The following is a 20,443-nucleotide window of genomic DNA, read 5'->3' on the forward strand; positions in this document are numbered from 1 at the left end:
GAAACAAGCGCTACTATTTTTTCTTTCTGTCTTCTCCAGCTAACTTGTCTGCCAATATGGCAAGGGCTCCATCGCCGGCCACATTCGTAGCGGTACCAAAGCTGTCTTGCGCCATGTAAAGAGCGACCATTAGTCCGAGAGCAGCTTCTTTGAACCCTAGCATGGTACCGAGCAGTCCATAGGCTGCCATAATCGCGCCACCAGGCACCCCGGGGGCCGCGACCATAATAATACCAAGCATGAAGTTAAACGGCATGACTCCGGCCAAAGTAGGCACTGTATATCCCGGCATAATAATCATTACCGCCATTGCGCACATCATAATGGCGATGGTGCTACCAGATAGGTGGATAGTGGCACACAGCGGAACAACGAAGTTAACTATCTCCTTGCGTATAGGTAGCTGGCGAGCCTGCACCAGCGTCACTGGCATGGTGGCAGCGCTAGACATAGTACCCACAGCAGTAAGGTAGGCTGGCAACATGGTCTTGATTGAGCTCAAAACCGGCTTCTTGGCTACGGCACCGGCTAAGACGTATAGAACAAAAATCCACAACCATTGCACGGCCACCGCCATAATCAAGACCAGACCGAAAGCGCGCAGGGTGTTGAAAACCGTACCTTCTGCGGCCATACCGGCGAAAATACCACCAATAAATAGCGGTATCACTGGGATAATTACGTTAGCGATCAATTTTTCAATGATGTTTTTGCCCTCAGTGAGCACTTTTTTCATGGTATCACTGCCCGTGGTCACGACCCCAAGGCCAAGGACAAAGGACAAGGCCAGGGCCGACATAACGGGAAAGACAGGCGCAATGGCGAGGGTAAAGTAAGGGGTCAGCTTTTGTCCGGCGGTCAGTTCACCGGCCACATTAGCTATCACCGGTGAGAGAGCGATGGTCACGACATAGGCTAACAGCCCGGAAAGAATAGTTGAAGTATAAGCCAAGGCTACAGTCATGGGAGCTAACTTGGTGGCCCGGCTACCTAGATTAATGATGCCATCGGCAATGAAGAAGACGATAATGAGCGGAATACTAAAGAAAATTAGCTGCCCAACAAGGCCCTGTACCGTAATGAGGATGCGCGTGAGAAAGGCTGGTGCATAAAGACCGAGCAGTATACCCCCCACGATAGCCGCGACCAAACGTCCGATTAATTTCATGCTACTTCTCCCCTTCCACTTTTGTCGACCAGTATCTGACTGCAGAATGAAGGCAACGCCTTTTGCACTCCCCTCGCTGCTGTAGACAAAAATCACCTATCACCATACATGCAGTCCCACCAACAAGCTATCATATAACTATCTTTTTGCCAAGACCCCACACCAGCCAAGTTTGTCTTTTACCAGCTTTGTGTTAAAGTTATGGTGTAGCTATCGTTCACTACATACTTTTCGAAAGAGGTGTTCCCATATGTCGATTGCGGATTTTATCAATCACCATTTTCGCCACTTTAACGCCGCCGCCCTTAAGGACGCGGCCGTCGGGTACAAAGAGCATCTAAGTCAAGGTGGAAAGATGCTCGTCACCTTGGCTGGGGCCATGAGTACGGCCGAGATCGGGCTCTCGTTGGCCGAGATGATTCGCCAAGGCAAGGTACATGCTATAAGCTGCACGGGCGCTAATTTGGAAGAAGATGTCTTCAACCTAGTGGCCCACGACCATTATGTGCGTATCCCTAACTACCGCGACCTCACCCCGCAAGACGAAGTCGCCCTGCTCGACAGACATTTAAACCGCGTGACCGATACCTGCATTCCTGAAGAGGAAGCTATAAGGCGTATTGAGAAAGTTATTCTTACCGAATGGCAAGATGCCGACCGCGCGGGCAAGGCCTACTTTCCCCATGAGTTTTTGTACCGCATTTTGCTCGCGGGCAAACTCGCGCCTTACTACCAAATCAACATCAAGGACTCCTGGTTGATGGCCGCCGCAGAAAAGAATTTGCCCATGATTGTGCCTGGCTGGGAGGACTCTACCCTCGGCAATATCTACGCCGCACATGTCATTAAAGGCGATGTAGGCAATGTGCACACCGTTAAATCTGGTATTCAGTACATGCAGTATTTTGCGGACTGGTATGTAGCGCAGTCAAAAGATAGGCCGCTTGGGTTTTTCCAGATTGGCGGCGGCATTGCCGGCGACTTCCCCATTTGCGTGGTGCCCATGCTAGCGCAAGACTTAGCTTACGAAGACGTGCCCCTCTGGGAGTACTTCTGCCAGATTAGTGATTCGACCACGTCTTATGGCTCATACTCCGGTGCGGTGCCCAACGAGAAAATTACTTGGGGCAAATTAGGCCTTAGTACCCCTAAATTTATGATCGAATCCGACGCCTCTATCGTCGCTCCCCTTATCTTTGGCTATGTCTTAGGTTGGTAGGGGCACAATGTCACACCTAAGAGTAAGACCGGGGCTTCTGCCCCGGTCTTACTTAATCGCAGCTACTGGGCAGCCTTCTTACTCGTCGGCGGCATGATGGGAACATGCTTGTAAAACAGAAACACTCCTAGACAAAGGGCGGCTCCTGCCAGACCGACGGGGTACGATATGGAGGTGGCTAGACGCAGACCCTCGGGAGCCTGCAAGATATAGGTGAAGGTTACTGCCGCCATAAAAGTTGCCGGCACGGTAGCGACCCAGTGCAGCTTACCATTAACCTTGAGGTAGACCGCGGCTGCCCAGAGCATGATCATGGCCAAGGTCTGGTTAGACCAAGCAAAGTAGCGCCAGATAATGGCAAAGTCGATTTGCGAAAGATAAATACCAATCGCAAAGAGCGGAATAGCCACGATAAGGCGATTCTTGATGTCGAGCTGCTTAAAGCCCAGAGCGTCGGCAATGGTCAGGCGCGCACTGCGGAAGGCGGTATCACCCGAAGTAATGGGGCAGACGATGACGCCAAGCACGGCTAACACGCCACCGATGGCACCAAGCCAGGTCATAGAGATTTCATGCACCACCCTGCCAGCGGCACCCTGCGCTAAGGCGGCGTCCAGTCCGGTAGAGCCACCGTAGAAGGTCATAGCGGCAGTCGCCCAAATGAGGGCTACAGCGCCTTCGGCAATCATGGAGCCATAGAACACACGGCGCCCGTGCTTCTCATTAGTAAGACAACGTGCCATCATCGGCGATTGCGTAGCATGGAAACCCGAAATTGCGCCGCAGGCGATAGTGATAAACACTAACGGCCAGATGGGCAAGTTGCGTGGGTGTAGGTTAGCCAGAGTCAGTTCCGGCACGGGCAGGCCCGAGAAGAGGATGCCACCCCCAATGCCGATAGCCATGATTAAGAGTACGGCACCGAAGAGGGGATAGATCTTGGCAATAAGTTGATCAATGGGGAGAATAGTTGCGAGGAAGTAGTATAGCACAATAGCGATAAGCCAGGTGTTAAGGGGAACCGCGCCATCCGTAAGGGTAACGAGGAGGCGCGCCGGGCCGGTCATGAAGACGGTCCCTACCAGCACCAACAAAATCACCGAGAACACGCGCATCAGTTGCTTGGCATTATTGCCCAAGTAGATGCCCACTATTTCCGACACGGAGGACCCGTTGTGGCGGAGAGAAATCATGCCCGAGAAAAAGTCATGCACGGCACCGGCAAAAATGCTGCCGAAAACAATCCACAGCAGGGCGACCGGCCCCCACAAGGCCCCCGCAATGGCGCCAAAAATAGGGCCAAGGCCAGCGATGTTAAGAAACTGAATGAGAAACACTCGCCACCAACTGAGGGGAACGTAGTCAACGCCATCTGGATTAGCGCAGGCAGGTGTCGCGCGCTTCTCGTCAATGCCGAAGACCTTTTCGACGAAAGTACCATAGATGAAGTAACCGCCGACTAGTAGTGCCAACGCAGCTAGAAAAGTAAACAGCATAATCCCTCCATTCCCGCATACTATTTTGATTGTACTAGGGAGGGAGTGAAATGTGCCACTTATTGCGCAAATGGCTTAAATGTCGCGCTGAATGGTCACCATTCCTGTTTGAGTGGCTAGAGACCAACTCGCAGGCGAAAGTCCTTGGCCTGCTTGCGACTAACTGGCACCTCGGAGACAAAATCTTCGACTTTAAGCATGTAGCTGCCGCTAAACCAAGGTGAAATCTCACGTATCTTGCCTAGGTTTACGAGGTAACCGCGGTGGACGCGAAAAAAGTTGTGGCCGGCGAGACGTTCCTCGAGCTCCTGTAGTGATAGATCGGAGCGGTGAACTGCCCCTTTACTGGCCACCAGCACGTCACGACCGTCGGTATAGGCTACCGCGATATCCACATAGGGGACTAAAAGCACCCTATCGTCCACCCGTAGCGGCAGACGCTCTAAGACGGCAGGGGTGCTCCCCCCACGCTTTTTAAGAATGGCGGCACGTGCCTTATGGGTAGCCTTGAGAACGCGCGGCGGATGGTAGGGCTTTAAGATATAGTCTAGCGCACTGAGTTCAAAGGCTTCTATCGCATAATGATGGTAGGCCGTGGCGAAAATTACCTCGGGAGGATTTGGTAACTGAGCAATCTCTGTGCAGAGATCTACGCCGCTTTGCTGCGGCATCTGAATATCTAAAAATACTAAGTCCGGATGCAGAGCAATTATGCCTGCGAGCCCAAGGGCGGCATTTTCTGCCTCGCCAACCACGGTCAACCACGGTAGGGCACTGAGCAAGAAGCGTAGTTCTTGGCGCGCTGGTTCTTCGTCGTCAATGATGAGTACGCTGATACTCACTACGCCACCCCCCGTGGGATGCGCACGGTACAGACGGTGCCCGCCCCCACTTGCGAAATTACCGACAAGCCAAATTCAGCGCCATAGAGACTGCGCAATCGTTCTTCGACATTTTTAAGACCGATACCATTGCCGCTAGCAGCGACATTGTTGACGGCAAAGCCAACACCCGAGTCGCTGATGATAACGGTATGCGCAGTTGCATCGCTCCTGGCTACAATGCGCAGCAGGCCCCCTGCGGTGTGGGGCTGAATGCCATGCCGCACGGCATTTTCAACTAAGGGTTGTAGAATTAGGGGAGGCAGGGTAAATTCCTCCGCGCGTAGATCATACTGGACTTCTAACTTTTGGCCAAAACGCGCTTTCTCTATCTCTAGGTAGGCTTCGACATGGTGCAGTTCTTTACTGAGCGGCACCATGTCGGGATTATGAACAAAGCCAATGCGCATAAAATCGGCTAGGTGCAGTAAAAGACGGCGCGCCGTCTCGGGCTGGGTGCGGCAAAATGAGACAACCGTGTTGAGGGCGTTAAAGAGAAAGTGGGGGTTGATTTGCGCCTGCAGCGCGCGCAGCTCAGCCTTGGCTAGGAGTTTTTCTTGTAAGTCTTTTTCTGCTAATTCGAGCTGCGCGGAAAACAAGCTCGCTAAGCCTTCAGCTAGCCGCCTTTCTACCGCCGTGATCGAATGGCTCTTCACTCGGTACAGCTTTAGTGCCCCCATGACTTCTGCCCCGGCATAGAGGGGAACGATAATGGCCGACTGGAGCGCACAACGTTCATGGCTACAACCAATCTCCTGTGCGGACTGCGCTTCACGGGGGCCACCTGTTGAGAGGACCGACATCGTCAAGCGGGTCTGAATGTCAGCCCCCGCCAAGTGATGGTCGGCTCCCTTGCCTACGTGAGCCAGTATGCGATCTCCAAGCGTCATCGCCACCGCATCAACTTGTGCTTCGGCATAGATAATGGCACAGGCCTGCTGCGCGGTATCTTCATTGTAACCCTGTCTTAAGATGGGCAAGGTTCTCTGCGCTATTTTTAAAGCCAGCTCTGATTGATACGCTGCCTCTTGCTCACGACTCTTGTAAATGGTGTTATGAATTAACACAAAAATGGCGACGCCACAGGCATTGATGAGGATCATAGGGAGCCCTATCTTCTCAACTAGGGAGACTGCCGCCACAAAGGGACGCGCTAGCAGTAAAATAATCGACATTTGCAGAACCTCGGCCAGAGCGGTAGCCCAAAAGCCCACCACCCAGCGCTGACGCGAGCGCAAGAAGATGGGACGCAGCAGTGCGCCCACCACGCCACCTAGCGCGGTTGATAGGCCACAGGCTACGGCGACAAAGCCCCCAATATCTATGAGGTAGCGATGCCCTCCGGCAATGAGGCCCGCCCCAATGCCTACTGCTGGCCCCCCGAGGAGCCCCGCCGCGACAACGGCCACCGCGCGTGAATTGGCGATGGCCCCCTCCACCGGGAAGCCGTGATAAGTGCCGAGTATGCCAAAGAGACCAAAGACGAGGGCTAGGAACGCCTTGCCCCACCTATTTTGGGAGTCCCCATACATCGTTTTCTGAAACGGCGCAGTGCTTGACAAGAGAAAGGCAATAACACACATCAAAGAAAGACTATTAATAAGCCCTAAAATCACCCGCGCATGAACACCAGTCATGACAACACCCCCTGCAACCTAAGTATACAGCAGGAAGCAAGAAGCAAAAAGTAAGAAGTAAGAGGCAGGAAACAAGAAGGAACGTTTATTAACCATAGGGTACACAGAGTGCGAGCGAATCGACTGCTGTGGGTTACTGCCAATAAAAATTACTGCTGCTCTATTGAATATTTCTGCCGAGAGTTGTACCATTAGGGTAGGAGGTGGAGCAATATGACAAACACCAAGTGTGCAATCGTTAAGTGTGTGGGCTGTGGGACCGTAAAAGAGATGGACGCAGGTTTTGCTTCCAGCGTAGCGCCCTCGCCCGAGATAAGTACAGAGTTCTTCGCCCTCGATCAGGCTCGGTCCATGGCACTAGCAATAGATTCACCTGAGGGGTGCGAGCCCGCAGTAGAAAAGACTACCCCTACAGAACATGTGCATACCCTGAGGGCGGATGAATGCCCAGAGTGCCACGGCACGCAGTGGTATCGTATCGGTGAAGATACAAATATTTTTGAGCGTCCTCGCAATTAGTAGTGTAATTCTGCCTAGACACCCCGAGGTAGCGACGCCTAGTGCGCGCACAACCTCGGGGTGTTTTTCTTATTTGTAGCAGCCCGCTACCCATGCTGCCTAGACTGACTGCAGCATTTACGGGCACTCGCGAGGCGATTAGCTTGGCAGGCGCACTGTTACTGTGGTGCCTTGACCAACAACGCAGGACAAGAGTACCGCGCCGCCATGCATGGCGACGATGCGTTTAACAATGGAAAGCCCTAAGCCGTTGCCTTTGCCTGTGCGAGACTTATCTGCCTTGTAGAATTTCTCGAACACTTTTCCATGGAGCTCCGGCGGTATGCCCTCGCCCGCATCGCTAATTTCGCATTCCACGCTGCCAGCCCTCTCGTGCAAAGTTATGGTCAGCGGACTGCCGGCTGGTGAAAACTTGATGGCATTATCAAGGAGGTTAATCCAAACTTGATAGAGGAGCTGCTCGTTCCCTAAGTAAAAGACCTCCGGCATCTCTATCTGTAGTTTGAGGCCCTTTTCTTGCCAAGCGCTCTCGAGAAGCAGCACTACCTTGCGCAGTTGCTCGTCTAAGCGAAAGCTCTCTCTAACTAGGGTTGCGCCGTCCTGCTCGAGCTGAGTCAGGAGCAAAATATTGCTCGCTAAATGAGAAAGACGCTCAGTTTCTTCCATGATGATTGCCGCGTACTCTTTCTTTGTTTCGTCTGTTTCTGACTCACCCAGGAGCTTAGCGTAGCCTCGGATAGACGTCAGCGGCGTTTTAAACTCATGCGAAATCGCCGAGACGAAATCACTGCGCAACATCTCGATACTTTGCAGTTCCTTAGCCATGGCATTGAAGCTTACGATGAGCTGACCGATTTCGTCCTGTCTCTTCTCTGGTAGGCGCACCGAAAAATTACCTTGCGCAATGCGCTTCGTAGCCTCGCTGAGCGACCTTATGGGCTTCACAATGTAGGCCGCAGCAAATAGAAACAAGACCGAGCCTACCACAAGAGAGGTAACGCTAAAACGCCCCATGACGTGGCGAAAGTTAATAATATGCTGCTTAACATCCGGGTAGATCGGGTAGTAGTCTGTGAGGAGCTGTCGCTCAATGCTCATGATATAACCCACTGAGACCAGCAAATTGCCGATAAAGACAACCCCCACAAACACCAGCACCAACTCGGCATAGATGGATCTCCTCATGGGCGTCGCTCTGCCTTGTAGCCTAGTCCGCGGACAGTTACAATCTCAAATTCGCTACAGTCAGCGAACTTATCCCGCAGGCGCTTAATATGAACATCTACGGTCCGCTCATCAACCTCACTGTCGTAGCCCCAGATATCATCCAACAACTCTTGTCGCGTAAAAATCCGCTTCGGATAGGCGAGCAGCTTAAATAGTAGCTGAAATTCTTTCTTAGGTAGGGCGATGTCACGGTCTGGCGCCTGGACTGACAGAGTGTCAGAATCTAGGACGAGCTCCTCCATGACGATCCTGCGCTCACTGTTTATCTTGGCGCGACGCAGCAGCGCTTTGACGCGGAGCACGAGCTCATCCATATCCACAGGCTTGGTTAGGTAGTCGTCAACACCCGCCTCAAACCCCCTTTTCTTGTCACTAAAAGTATCCTTGGCGGTGACCATAAGGACCGGCAAAGAGAAGGACGCTCTCCGCAACTGCTCTACTAGTTCGTAGCCATCTACTTTGGGCATCATCACATCGACTACGGCAAGATCGACTGCCTGCTTTTCTAACAATAGAAGGGCCTCCCTGCCATGCTCGGCCTGGCAGACGTCAAAGCCTTCTCGCTCAAGATAAATGGCCATGAGCCTACGGATTTGGGCATGATCATCGACTACGAGGACACGTACCACCTGCCGTCCCTCCCTCGAAAAGTATAGCCATAAAATAAGACGTACCTACCTCATACATAGCGCAGGGCATCGATAGGGTTAAGACGGCTAGCCTTTCTCGCGGGGACAAGTCCAAAGATTAACCCTACCGCCACTGAGAACCCTACCGCTAAGAGAATGGGCGACATGGTAACAGCAAAATCAAAGCCAATGAAAAGACTTCCCAAGTAGGCCAAAGCCATACCGACCACTATGCCTAGCGCGCCGCCGAGGACACATAGTACCACAGCCTCTATCAGGAACTGTACCATAATGAGCCCTGGCTCTGCCCCGAGGGCTTTGCGCAGACCGATTTCATTGGTGCGCTCGGTCACCGAAACGAGCATCATGTTCATAATGCCAATTCCGCCCACGAGAAGTGATATCGCAGCGATGCCTGCTAGGAGCAGGGTCAGGGTATTCGTAATCGAAGCCATCATATCGAGGATCTCCTGCTGGTTGGCGATGCTAAAAACATCGCTCCGTCCGTCAAAAATGCCCGTAAGTGCCGCCGCAATTGTATCCCGCACCGCTTCCACATCGCTGCCCTCGGCAAAGTAGACCTCCACAGAGTTTACGCGCGACCCACCTAGGGCGCGTTCCGCCACATTGTAGGGAACAATTATCGCCTCATTGACATTACTCTGCGTGAACCCACTGCTTGCTGCCATCACTCCCACGACCACAAATTCGCGTCCGCGGATGATAATTTTTTCGCCTAAGGGAGAGCGATTGGCATATAGCTCGGAGGCCAAGGTAGCACCTAGTATCGCGACATGTTGGCGATTGACAATATCGAGGGGGTGTAGTGCCCGTCCGAAGGCTACCTCATTGGCGTCGTTTGCAAAAAATTGGCTGCTGCGGCCAAAAATTCGCACATTCTCTTTCTTGGTTTCGTTGGCGAAGAGGTAGCCTCGTGCGCTAGTCAAAGGGGACACCGCAGTGACTAAGGGCGTGTTCGCCAGTTGACGCAGGTTCTCATCGGTGAGCCCTGCCTTCTGGGGAGTACCGGTTATAGTAATGCTGAGCCTATTACCCCCTAACCCGGCCAACTCTCCTTGAATGGAGGCTGTCGCACCACTGCCTATGAGCATTAAGGCGATGATGCTGGCGACCCCGATAACAATCCCGAGCACAGTCAAGCCTGAACGCACCCTGTTGCTGAAAATGCTATCGAGAGACATCGCGAGAACTTCCCTGAGCATAGCGATCATCTCCTTCCTCAAAAATTTGCCCATCGAGAATGCGCACCACGCGCCGGGCATGCTGCGCGACACTGGGGTCATGGGTGATCATGATGATGGTGCGACCTAGCGCATTAAACTGCTTAAACAGCTCCATTACTTGCTGGCCCGTCTTTTGGTCGAGAGCACCTGTTGGTTCGTCGGCCAGAATAACGGCCGGCTCCGTGACCATGGCCCTGGCAATGGCTACACGCTGCTGCTGCCCGCCTGAAAGCTGATTGGGCCGACTCAGGGCTTTATGTGGGATACCGACTGCTTCTAGGGCGTTCATCACTCTGTCTCGCCGTTCAGCCAGCCCAAAATGGCTATAAATCAAAGGCAACTCAATATTAGAGAACGCTGTTAAACGAGGCAACAGCTGAAAGTTCTGAAATACGAAGCCTACTTTCTTGTTGCGAATACGAGCTAGCTGCGGTTCTGTCAAGTTAGCCACTAACACTCCGTCTAGATGGTACTCTCCACGCGTCGGCACATCGAGACAACCTAGAATATTCATGAGCGTGGTCTTGCCAGAGCCCGAGGGACCAAGTATAGCGAGCATTTCGCCCTGTCGCACCTGCAAGTTAACTTGGCGCAGGACGCCTTGCTCTTCATCACCCACAAAGTAGCTTTTGTCCACGTCTACGAGTGAAATTAACTGTGTCATAGTCATCTCCCTAGCGCTGTCCACGCATGGGCCCCGGCATCCCCGGTGTTTCCGGTGGCTCAGGCTTAGCAAAGCCCACCACTTCACCTTCGTTAAGGCCACTGGTAACTTCCACTTGCCTGCCGTCACTCAGTCCTATCACCACTGACCGCCGCTCTAAGCGACCCTCTGCGTTCTGCACAAACACGAGGGGTTTCTCTTCCTCATAGAACACCGCGACTATGGGTACAACCAAGACGTCACTAGCGCGTGCCGTCTCAACTCTAATTTCAGCCGACATACCCACCAAGAGCCCCTCCGGGTTCGGCAGGGATACTTTCACGGCAAAGGTGGTAATACCGCCAGATAGCACGCCCTCCCGCGCGATACTGGTGATGCCCCCCGTAATTTCTTCATCTCGCAGGGCGATAATATCAACGGTGGCACTTTGTCCGTGCTGCAACTTAGCGATGTCTAGCTCATCGACCTGCGCCGTGATTTCGAGTTTGGCAAAGTCAGTTATCTCCACAAGTCTAGCGCCAGGGTTTACCCACTCGTTACGCCGCACCAAGAGCAAGGTTACTTCTCCGTGGCGCGGGGCGGTAATCGACTTGCCATCACCCATGCGCAACAGAACTTGGCCCTTAGTCACTGTGTCGCCTAGAGCTACAGCAAGCTCTACAACTTGCCCGCCGCTAGGGGCAAAGACAACTTCTTCATCTACCGGTGCGACGCGCCCTGTGCCGGTAACCGTCCGGGCTATGACACCTCTGCCTACGGTGTGAAACTCATACGCGGCGTCCTCACTCTGGCCTGCATTGCGAAACACAACGAAGGCGCCGACGGCTAGTAGCACCCCAAGCGCTACTCCTAAGTACGTATACTTGCTCTTCTTTTTGGCTGGTCTACCATTGTTCATTTTCATCTCGCCTTTCCATAGGGGATAACAATAGTTTAGACCTACCAGATGAACTAAATGTGAACATATTTGCTCGTAGTAAAAGTGGTCGGAAAGGAAACGTTAAAGCGCGTGGTGCCGTCACTGCTGGCAAAATCAATCGTGGCGTGGTGAGTTCTGGCGATGGCATAACAGACTGCTAAGCCCATACCGGTGCCATGTTTCTTAGTTGTGAAGAAGGGTGTGCCTATCTGCGCCACATCTTCGGCACTAATGCCCCCGCCATGGTCGGTAATGGCCAAAGTAACCGTATCCCCGATGTGCGCCGTACTGATAGTCACGGTTCCTCCTTGTGGCGAAGCCTCCAGAGCATTGCGCACTAGGTTTACCACCAGAGCCCTTATTTCGACTTCGTTCAGCACGAGTTCAGGCACTTCGCCTAGTTCGAGCCACACCTCTTTGTCTTCTAGTTCGGCGTCTGCCTGCAGAGCAGGCCACAGCGCCACGAGGATATCATTAAGCTGGAGCGTTACCAAGTCTATGTGGCGCCCGCCAGACAGCGTCATGAACTCTGTAAGTAAAGCATTGATGCGGTCCATCTCAGAAATAAGCAGCTTGAAGTGCGAGGTATACCCGGCTAACTCGGGACGTCTAGCAAAGAGTTGCAAGAAACCTCGCACCGTAGTCAGAGGGTTGCGTAGCTCATGCCCTATTCCTTTGGCGATTTGACCCACATAATTTAGGCGATCGAGCCGAAACAGCTCATAAGCGTGGCGAGTCTCCTTGGTTAGGTCGCGCACAACCAAGACTACCCCGTAGAGGACATGTGAGTAGTGCCGCAAGGGAGACAGCGTCACCATGGCCTTGATGGATGCGCCATTCTGATGTCTGAGCTCCGTCGTCATAACGCTAGGCGATTGGCCGTCATGAACAGCAGCAAAGATTTCGTCCCATTGCTGGTGACCACCACCGAGTACGCGGGCAAAATTATCTCCCTGCACCTTGTCCTGGTCATACCCTAGCATGGCAGTGGCTGCGCTGTTCCAAGTCAAAATGCTGCCATCCCGCTTAGTTGAGATAATGGCATTACTCGACTGCGTGACGAGCAAGGCCAGCCTCTCTTCGGCTGTGCGTGACTCGGCTCTCTGCGTGATGTCACGGCTAACTTCCAAGTAGACGTCTACGAGCCCATCTTCATGCCGATGAACTGATATATCACACTCCACGATGATGCTTACACCATCTCGCCGTAGGCGAGCTTGCTCTCCCCTCCACTGCCCCGCAGCACGCAGGGCGGTATGCACTTCTTCGCGCACCCTTTCACCTTGTGGAAATATTTCATGGTGATGTTTCCCCATGGCTTCACTCCTGCTCCAGCCATAGGTGCTCTCCGCTGCCATATTCCAGTATTCCACTTCACCTTGGGCATTGTAGACGATGATGGAATCATAGACGGCATCAAGCAGCTCAGCTTGCTCGCGTAGCAACTCTTGTTGCGCTAAAAGTTGAAGTTCTGCGTTCTTGTCAGGGGTGATATCGCGCAGGGTGGCATAAATTGCCTGCTCCTCGACCATGGCGACGAAATTAACCGCCACCCAGCGCAGAGCACGGCCCTCTCCGCTCACAGACACCACGCTAGCCCTGCGGCCACCGCACCTACTAAGTTCAAGCAGTGCCTCTTGGCCCACGCAATGGTCGAAGGGGTCTAGTAGATCCCATAGTGATGTGCCCTCTCGTCCTTCCTTGGCCTCTGCGCAGAGAAGTTTCCACGCCGCATTACAGTGCCGAATTGCTCCACTAGGAGCCATCACTAGCATGGCATCTGGTGATAAATCAAAGAACAGGTCTAGCTGGCGCGTGGCCTGCTTAATGGCCGTAATGTCGTCTAGCACAGCCAGCTTGCCCGCGCGCCCCTGCGGAGACAAGAAATCCAAGACGCGCCAATGATAGTAGTAATCACCCTGTGGGGTAGTAATACGACCCTCCCTCTCTGCCATCAACCCCCATGGGGGTGCCTCTAGCTCTAGGGCAACAGTTTGCTCCCTCTCCTCAGATGAGCGGGATGGGTTAAGGCTCCACCACTCCCCAGGGCGCTCGCGCAGCAGCAGCCTTAGTGGCATAGAAGCTAAGGCCGCCTCAAACATGGCCACGGCCGCCAGGCGTTGCCTAAGCGAGTAGAAAATCTTGAAAACCGCCACCGTACCTAGCGGTGTCAGGATGAGATTTGGCAACAGGGTGGCACGCAAAACAGAGATGCCCATCGGCAGTACGGCCGAGGATGCGAGAACGACCGCGGCCTTGGCTAAGCCCAAGTAGAGGCCGAAGAAGAACAAGGTACGGCTAGTGGGTGTTTGCCCCCTAGCGACCTGCCGACGTAGGGCCAGACCACTTAGCGTATAGATTAAGATGCTGGCCACGCCGACCCACATCGCTTCCCCCCCGCGCAGGAGGCGGTAGGCGCTACTTATGAGCACGGCGAGCGAGGCAGTAAGCGTGCCCCCCGTAAAACCAGCCAGAGCTAGAACAACATTGCGGTAGTCAAGAAACCATCCACTCATGCCCTCCATCGCGGTGGCCATGCTCAGCACTGTGGCCACACCAAAAACAACACCCCAGACCCAGTCAGATGCCTTGCGATGCGATGCCAACGCTAGAGCAACACCAATCAGGCAAACACCGACTACGATGAGCAAATTTATGGCCAGAGGGAGTATCAGCTGCATGGCGCGCTCCCCTCCTCTTTAAGCTCACGTGGGAAGGCAACCGTAAAAACCGTGCCCAGAGGGGTGGACAGGAAACTGATCGTGGCATTGTGCAAGACAGCGATACTTTCGCACACGGTCAGGCCCAGCCCTGAATGACCAGGGCGGGTGGTAAAAAAGGGCGTCCAGACTTTGTCGTGGATGTTCTGGTCAATGCCCGTACCCTCGTCTTTTATCAAGAGCAAGATGGAGGACTCGGTCTGCTCTGTCGCTATGGTCAGAGTACCGCCCTCTGGCATGGCCTGCAAGCCATTGCGGGCGAGGTTCGTTACGAGTTGCCGAATACAACTTGTACATAGCAAGAGTTGCTCTGTCGCGCTCTGCGCTAGCTTAATATGGTGTGTATTCTTGAGGCCCTCCGCTACCAGAAGAGGCACTGCCTCTGCCACGATGTTATTTAACTGCGCAGGCTCTCTTGCCATATCGCTAAACCCTGCCAAGGCCAAGAAGCTGGTGACAACCTTCTGGGCAGATAGTAAGTCATCCTGCACGATATCTAGTTGTGACTTAACTACCTCAAAAGCCGGATAGGTACGAAAGAGCTGCAAAAATCCTCGCACAGTGGTGAGCGAGTTACGCAACTCGTGGCCAAGGCCCGCGGCGATTTGGCCACTGACATTGACCCGATCAACGCGTAACTTCTCTCGCTCCATGAGCCGCTGGGCGGTCACGTCATTCACCAGCATGGATATAGTTCGCAGAGCGGGCTCTGCCCCTCCTAGCGGTGAGAAGACGGCCGAAGTATAGACGGCCGTGCCGGCCTTGTGAGGCAGAACGTCACGGCAACCCTCTGTAGTATGGCCGCTCCTTGCGGCCGCGAGGGCGGCGTCGACTGCAGGCCAGGCCTCTGGCAGGCAGAGCTCCTGCAACCTTCGCCCTACAATTTCACTCGCAGTATAACCAAGAATCTGCTCGGCACCCTTGTTCCAGGTGAGCACGGTACTGTCTTCCGCCAAGCTCACTACGCCGTCATCCGTACTTTCCACGACTGCCGCCAAGAGCCTTCGTCTCTGGGCATCTTGCAGGGCGGTCGTATAATCGCTACAAATTTCGATTATCTTAACCGCTTCGCCTGTGGCGCTACGACTTAGTGTCCAGCGCGCCAGAATTATAAGCGGCCTGCCTTCTTGTGTGGTGCGACAAATGACCCCTTGCCAATGCCCTGCCGTCAACAGCTGCTCTTTGATCTCGCCAAGAGGCTGTGGGTACCTCGTAGCCAAAAGATCATCGACCTGAACATGGCGCCAATTGTTAAAATCAGTGGCATAAAGGGTGCCAGCGGCTTCGTTGGCCGAGAGTAATCTTAGAGAAAGATCGTAAACCAGTATGGCCTCTTGCACTAAGTTGAGCAACCGCGCTTGATTGCTGTGCTGTCTAATTTGCTGCACCAAGCGCTCTTGGCGCTCTGTATATTGGTGAATATTGTGCACCACCACATGTACGGCATTTTCTGTGGGGGAGTACACTCCTGACCAGGAAAGCCATAACTCTCGCCCTTTGGCAGTGATGACGCGTACTTTTCCGTAGCGCGGAGCCATATTTCCAGAGGCCAGCGCCTGCCAAATGTCGGCTAGCTCGCTTATATCTCGGGGAGAAATAAAGTCTAAGAAATTCTTCCCCACTAGGTCGCTTTCGCTGCGTTCCAGCATTTGCGCCACAGCCTGATTGACCCACAGTACCTCGCCTGAAACATGTAGTACTGCGAAACCGTGTAGGGATAAGTCGAAAAACTGCTGGAGTTGACTTTGCGCGGACTTAATAGCGGTTACATCGCGAAATAAGGCCATCCACCCGCTATCAGCCATGGGCAGAGTTAGTCGCGACACCCTGAGCAAAAACACCTTTCGCTCGCCGGCCACTTCACAGGCGATTTCTGCCTCTCCCACCTCTGCCTGCCCTAAGCCGCGTCTTCTCGCCGCCATCAACTCCTGCCCAAGGCTTGCCGAGAGCGCTTCCTTTTGTGCTAGGACAGGGCTGGTGTAGCTAATGACGCCACTACCGTCAATAAACATGACATAGCCTGAAGTGCGTAAAAAAGCAGTTATCACCGAGTAGCTGTAACCACGCAGAGCCAAGTACCAACAAAGTAGCGCACTGAGCACCATGCCGCCCGCGGATAGCAGGGCCTCGCCAGGCAGACTTCCTGGCACCGTCAAGAAGAGGGCCGCAGGCCACAGGCCGACTATGGCCTCCTGCCAGCGCGGCGTCACTACTCCTTTACTTGCCACAAGCCCCCATATCGCAGCTATGAGAACAGAGCGCGGCATGCCGACCACTACATTGCCTAGTAAGGCTGCCACCGTTTGCCCGCTCACGATGGATAGTAAGAGAGCAGGTAAACCCCCGAAGTAGGCCGCGCCAAAGTATACAAAGTGGGGGAACACTAAGTAACCATCTACGTAGGGCATGCCCATAGCGACAAAGGCCGCGACTAACGCAAACAACATGGCCTTTACCAAGCGCGTTTGTTTGTAGAAGACAAACACGGTGATTAAACTTACTAAGCCGACACTAATACTGGCTGTCACAGCGTTTACGTATAGCTCTTTAACAATGATCACCTCTTGATTGTGCCAAGTTTACACCGGAGAGCGCCTCAAGTACAATAACAGTGTAGCTAGTCAAGAAAATAACGGAGGGGGAAAACCATGACTGCGCGTCAAAATTGGGACCTAGATTCCATCTTCTCAGGCGGTAGCAACTCGGCACAGTATGCAACATATCTTGAAAGCCTACAGAGTGACATACGTGATTTTCTAGCCGCAGTTTCTACGGAAAAGTTAGGAGCCACAGACTGCGCTGCGGCTCTCAAGAAGGTGCAGCTACTAACAAACCGCATGCGCCACGCGGGGGCTTTTGTGGGTTGCCTAGCAGCCCAGAATGTCAAGGACGACAAAGCCAAACTTCTCGGGGCGAAGGTGCGAGCCATCGGTGCCGGCTTGGCCTCGGTCCTAACTAACCTCGACAAACACCTGCTGCTACTAGACGAGACCGATTGGCAACAACTTTTGGCTGACCCCGAACTTACGCCTCTAAAATTCAACCTAGACGAGCGCCGTCGCCGCGCCAAGGCGAAAATGCCGGCGGCACAGGAGACCCTGGTTAATGACCTTTCTGTCGACGGCTATCATGGATGGTCCAGCCTCTACGACACGGTTGTAGGGCGCATGACCATACCCATCGAGCAAGGCGACAAAACTGTGCACGTTTCCCCTGGCCAAGCTGCCAACATGATGGTCAGCCCAGACCGCGCCTTTCGCAGCCATGTCTTTAGGCGATGGGAAGAAGCCTGGGCCAAAGAGGCAGATTTCTCTGCCTTGGCCCTAAACAACTTGGCCGGCTTCAGGTTAAACTTGTACCGCCATCGAGGGTGGGAAGATGTCCTCGCGGAACCGCTCGACTACAACCGCATGGAGCCCGAGACTCTCGCGGCCATGTGGACAACCATTAACAATAACAAGTCCAGATTAATCACCTATCTCGAGCGCAAGAAAAAACTCCTGGGGACGGGCGTACTAAGCTGGCATGATGTAGCCGCACCGAGCACGACAACTGGTGGCAAGATGCCCTTTGATCAGGCTGCCGATTTTATTGTGAAACAGTTCCGTAAAGTTGACCCTTACATGGCCGATTTCACCGCCGCTTGTTTCACCAAAGGATGGGTTGAAGCCGAGGATCGCCCCGGCAAGCGACCAGGTGCGTTCTGCACTACCTTCCCCGAAAAACAAGAGTCGCGCGTATTCATGACCTATTCTGGAACTATGAACAATGTCGCCACCCTGGCCCATGAGCTAGGCCATGCCTTTCATCAGGCGGTAATGAACGACCTGCCCCCCATGGCGCAGCAGTATGCCATGAACGTCGCCGAAACTGCCTCTACTTTTGCCGAGGTCATAGTGGCTGACGCCGCGGTCGCACAAGCCCACGATAAAGTAGAAAAATTAGCCCTCATTGAAGACAAACTCGAACGCGCCGTCACCCTCTTGATGAATATCCAATGCCGTTTCCTGTTCGAGACCCGCTTTTATGCCGAACGCCAGGCGGGCCCAGTGAGCAAGGAACGCCTCTGTGAACTTATGGTGGAGGCGCAGAAAGAGGCCTTTGCCAACAGCCTCGACGAATATCACCCGCATTTCTGGGCGGCCAAACTTCACTTCTTTAATACCGGAGTCCCCTTCTACAACTTCCCCTACACTTTCGGCTACCTCTTTGCCACCGGGGTATACTCTCAGGCTGCTAAAGAAGGTCCCTCCTTCGCCGCGAAGTATGTGGCCTTGCTGCGCGATACCGGCAGCATGAAGGTAGAAGACCTAGCCAAACGTCACCTCAATGTCGACTTATCGCAGACCGAGTTCTGGCAAGCGGCTATCGACTCCGCCTTGTCGGAGCTAGATGAGTACCTACTCCTTACAGCGACCGATTAAGCTAGCGAAGCCCCCACTAGATTAAGAAGTGGGGGCTCTTTCTTTACTCCTCGCCGCCCCGGTAGGCGCCGCGCAAGAGCAGCACCCCCTGCGTCGAGCTCTGTATTCCACGGATACTAGTGTGTACGGCTGCCAAGCGCGTCGGGTAGAAGAGAAAGATGCGGTTAGCTTCTTGGTACAGCGTTTCCTGTATCTCTTCATACTCCGCTAATGCTGCGCTAAGATCGAACAATTGCTCTGCGTACAGGAGCCTGGCCTCTAGTGAGGGACTGAGTGCTAATTCCGGGTCACCCCGCAAGGCCTCACCCACTTCACCTGTGTAGGGTATAAAACTGCCCACCCACATATCGACGCCCTGCCCGCTCGCGAGCAAATCAAAGAGCTCTCCTGCCGTATGGCTGACGATTTCAACCCGTATGTTGAGGGCCGACAGTTGCCGCGCCACTTCTCTGGCTGTAGTGAGGTGTATGTGGCTTTCGCGTGTGTGCAAAGTGACTGCAAAGCCCCGCGCAAAGCCCGCCTGCCGCAGCAGCTCTTTGGCGTGCGCTAGGTCGTAGGTGTAGGCGGCTTGTTCGGCGTGCCCAAACACCGCGGGGGATACCGGCCCATCGGCAGCCTGCCCAGAAATACTAAGTGCCCTAAGCAACCAACTGCGGTCCACGGCGTAGTTCAGGGCTTGCCGCACCCTTACATCACGAAATTGTGGCAGGTCGCCATTCATGCCAATGTAGTAAAGCTCTTGCCTGGGCAAGGACACCTTGCGCACCGCCGGGTAATCGCGCAGGGCTTCGACCTCACTAGAAGTCAGATCATAGATAATCTCTACTTCGCCCCTCTTAAGCATCGCCAAGCGCTCACTAGCCTCACGGACAAAGAAGAAAGTCAGGCCCGTAGGCGCCAAGGCCTCTTTATTCCAGTAGTTAGCATTTGGCACTAGCTCAAGTCGCTCGCCACCATACCACTGTCTTAACTTGAAGGGGCCAGTCCCCACAGCAGTGTGCGTGAGGTTGTAGTTGCTGTCCTTAAGTCGTTTTTCTAACTCGCGCGGTGACTTTAAAGAAGCGGCGGGATGTGCAAAGTAGTAGGCTAGGGCGAAACTTGGCCCCGTGGTCGTGAAGGTAATGGAATAGGGCGAGTTGATTACTATGTCCTCTACGAAGGCGAAAAGATTGCGTCTCGCCATGCCGTTTAAGGGGTCAAGTAAGAAGTCAAAGTTTACCTTCACGGCCTCTGCGTCTAACTTAGCCCCATCGTGAAACTGCACCCCTTCACGCAAGAGAAAAGTAATGGCACGCCCATCGGGGCTAATGCTAAATTCGCGGGCTAGACGGGGCACCAGCGTATTTTTCTCTTCTACGGCCAGTAGTCCCTCAAAGATGGCCTGCTGTATGACAGGAGATAAGTGATCGACGACATTGAAGGGATCAAGGGATACAGGCTCCCCACCAATAGCTATCAACAAGGGAGAAACTTCTGCTTGGCATCCCGTCAAGGACAAGGGGACAGCCGCGCACAGTGCTAGGGCCAACAATAAGGCAATGCTTTTCTTCACAGTGTACCTGGCCTTTCTCAGTCAGCGCTCCTCTCAGGGAGCTATCGTTACATACATTCGCTATGGAGGAGTAAAATCCTGCCGAGAGGCCGTCCTCCCTGTGCTAGGGGCCCTTTTTCGCTCATAAAATTAGAGGTAGCAAGG

Annotated in this window: 15 protein-coding genes; 3 read left to right on the forward strand and 12 right to left on the reverse strand. The window is 53.7% G+C overall.

From position 1 onward, the window contains the following. Nucleotides 1–13: 13 nt before the first annotated feature. Nucleotides 14–1,168, reverse strand: a complete 1,155-nt coding sequence (locus KGZ92_01725; GenBank protein ID MBS3888002.1) for a cation:dicarboxylase symporter family transporter — start codon at nucleotides 1,166–1,168, stop codon at nucleotides 14–16. Between the two features lie 250 nt (nucleotides 1,169–1,418). On the opposite strand from KGZ92_01725, the gene KGZ92_01730 reads away from it, so the two are divergent. Continuing rightward, entirely contained in the window at nucleotides 1,419–2,387 is a 969-nt protein-coding gene (locus KGZ92_01730) for a deoxyhypusine synthase family protein (protein ID MBS3888003.1), read from the forward strand. Nucleotides 2,388–2,449: 62 nt separating this feature from the next. On the opposite strand, the gene KGZ92_01735 is transcribed toward KGZ92_01730, so the two are convergent. From KGZ92_01735 to KGZ92_01745, 3 genes are all read right to left on the reverse strand, one after another. Beyond that, a complete protein-coding gene (locus KGZ92_01735; protein MBS3888004.1) occupies nucleotides 2,450–3,880 on the reverse strand; it encodes a carbon starvation protein A in 1,431 nt (476 codons plus the stop codon). A 119-nt stretch (nucleotides 3,881–3,999) separates the two neighbouring features. Continuing rightward, nucleotides 4,000–4,725: a response regulator transcription factor gene (locus KGZ92_01740; GenBank protein ID MBS3888005.1), complete on the reverse strand. Its 726-nt coding sequence runs from the start codon at nucleotides 4,723–4,725 to the stop codon at nucleotides 4,000–4,002. Continuing rightward, nucleotides 4,725–6,401 carry a sensor histidine kinase gene (locus KGZ92_01745; protein ID MBS3888006.1) on the reverse strand — a complete coding sequence of 559 codons (1,677 nt, stop codon included), beginning with the start codon at nucleotides 6,399–6,401 and terminating at the stop codon, nucleotides 4,725–4,727. Before KGZ92_01745 ends, KGZ92_01740 begins: the two co-directional genes overlap by 1 nt. 213 nt (nucleotides 6,402–6,614) lie before the next feature. Between KGZ92_01745 and KGZ92_01750 the strand changes: the two genes are divergently transcribed. Then, entirely contained in the window at nucleotides 6,615–6,920 is a 306-nt protein-coding gene (locus tag KGZ92_01750) for a hypothetical protein (protein ID MBS3888007.1), read from the forward strand. Between the two features lie 138 nt (nucleotides 6,921–7,058). Here the strand turns inward: KGZ92_01750 and KGZ92_01755 are convergent, their stop codons facing one another. Genes KGZ92_01755 through KGZ92_01785 form a run of 7 tightly spaced genes read right to left on the reverse strand, consistent with a single transcriptional unit; the run spans nucleotide 7,059 to nucleotide 16,884 of the window. Beyond that, nucleotides 7,059–8,105, reverse strand: coding sequence for a HAMP domain-containing histidine kinase (locus KGZ92_01755; protein ID MBS3888008.1), 1,047 nt, complete (start codon nucleotides 8,103–8,105; stop codon nucleotides 7,059–7,061). Next, complete coding sequence (locus KGZ92_01760) at nucleotides 8,102–8,776, reverse strand: response regulator transcription factor (GenBank protein ID MBS3888009.1); 675 nt, start codon at nucleotides 8,774–8,776, stop codon at nucleotides 8,102–8,104. The genes KGZ92_01755 and KGZ92_01760 overlap by 4 nt, the downstream gene beginning before the upstream one ends. A 50-nt stretch (nucleotides 8,777–8,826) precedes the next feature. Then, entirely contained in the window at nucleotides 8,827–9,999 is a 1,173-nt protein-coding gene (locus KGZ92_01765) for an ABC transporter permease (protein ID MBS3888010.1), read from the reverse strand. Continuing rightward, complete coding sequence (locus KGZ92_01770) at nucleotides 9,965–10,684, reverse strand: ABC transporter ATP-binding protein (protein MBS3888011.1); 720 nt, start codon at nucleotides 10,682–10,684, stop codon at nucleotides 9,965–9,967. Before KGZ92_01770 ends, KGZ92_01765 begins: the two co-directional genes overlap by 35 nt. Before the next feature lie 10 nt (nucleotides 10,685–10,694). Further along, the gene (locus KGZ92_01775; GenBank protein MBS3888012.1) at nucleotides 10,695–11,582 is read right to left on the reverse strand and encodes an efflux RND transporter periplasmic adaptor subunit; all 888 of its coding nucleotides are present in this window, start codon (nucleotides 11,580–11,582) and stop codon (nucleotides 10,695–10,697) included. A 53-nt stretch (nucleotides 11,583–11,635) separates the two neighbouring features. Continuing rightward, entirely contained in the window at nucleotides 11,636–14,284 is a 2,649-nt protein-coding gene (locus KGZ92_01780) for a PAS domain S-box protein (GenBank protein MBS3888013.1), read from the reverse strand. Continuing rightward, entirely contained in the window at nucleotides 14,275–16,884 is a 2,610-nt protein-coding gene (locus KGZ92_01785) for a PAS domain S-box protein (protein MBS3888014.1), read from the reverse strand. Before KGZ92_01785 ends, KGZ92_01780 begins: the two co-directional genes overlap by 10 nt. 87 nt (nucleotides 16,885–16,971) lie before the next feature. Between KGZ92_01785 and KGZ92_01790 the strand changes: the two genes are divergently transcribed. Further along, nucleotides 16,972–18,747, forward strand: coding sequence for a M3 family oligoendopeptidase (locus KGZ92_01790; GenBank protein MBS3888015.1), 1,776 nt, complete (start codon nucleotides 16,972–16,974; stop codon nucleotides 18,745–18,747). Between the two features lie 43 nt (nucleotides 18,748–18,790). On the opposite strand, the gene KGZ92_01795 is transcribed toward KGZ92_01790, so the two are convergent. Further along, complete coding sequence (locus KGZ92_01795; GenBank protein ID MBS3888016.1) at nucleotides 18,791–20,299, reverse strand: hypothetical protein; 1,509 nt, start codon at nucleotides 20,297–20,299, stop codon at nucleotides 18,791–18,793. Nucleotides 20,300–20,443 lie beyond the last annotated feature (144 nt).

Source organism: Bacillota bacterium (assembly GCA_018333655.1).
Taxonomy (GTDB): Bacteria; Bacillota; UBA994; order UBA994; family UBA994; genus BS524.